This is a genomic window from Faecalicatena contorta (assembly GCF_021531995.1).
In the GTDB taxonomy this organism is placed as follows: Bacteria; Bacillota; Clostridia; order Lachnospirales; family Lachnospiraceae; genus Dorea_A; species Dorea_A contorta_A.
Genome location: NZ_JAFBIZ010000320.1, coordinates 1 through 289 on the forward strand (window position 1 = coordinate 1; position 289 = coordinate 289).

Sequence of the window (289 nt, forward strand, 5' to 3'; positions counted from 1 at the left end):
ATCTGGCGGCCACCTACTCTCCCGCACCGTCTCCAGTGAAGTACCATCGGCCGCTTGAGGCTTAACCATCGTGTTCGGGATGGGAACGGGTGTGACCCTCAAGCGCATCGCCACCAGAAATGCTATTAAGCTTTTGACAGCCTTAATAACTAAACAATAGATAACAACCCTTACTTCTTCTTCCTTAGAAAGGAGGTGATCCAGCCGCACCTTCCGATACGGCTACCTTGTTACGACTTCACCCCAGTTATCGGTCCCACCTTCGACGGCTCCCTCCTGTAAAGGTTGG

The 289-nt window shown here is 52.2% G+C and carries 2 rRNA genes; both read right to left on the reverse strand.

Annotated features, from left to right (window positions below):
* Positions 1-118 (reverse strand): 5S ribosomal RNA (gene rrf, locus JQM82_RS16155).
* Between the two features lie 70 nt (positions 119-188).
* Positions 189-289, reverse strand: a 16S ribosomal RNA gene (locus tag JQM82_RS16160); the annotation flags it as partial.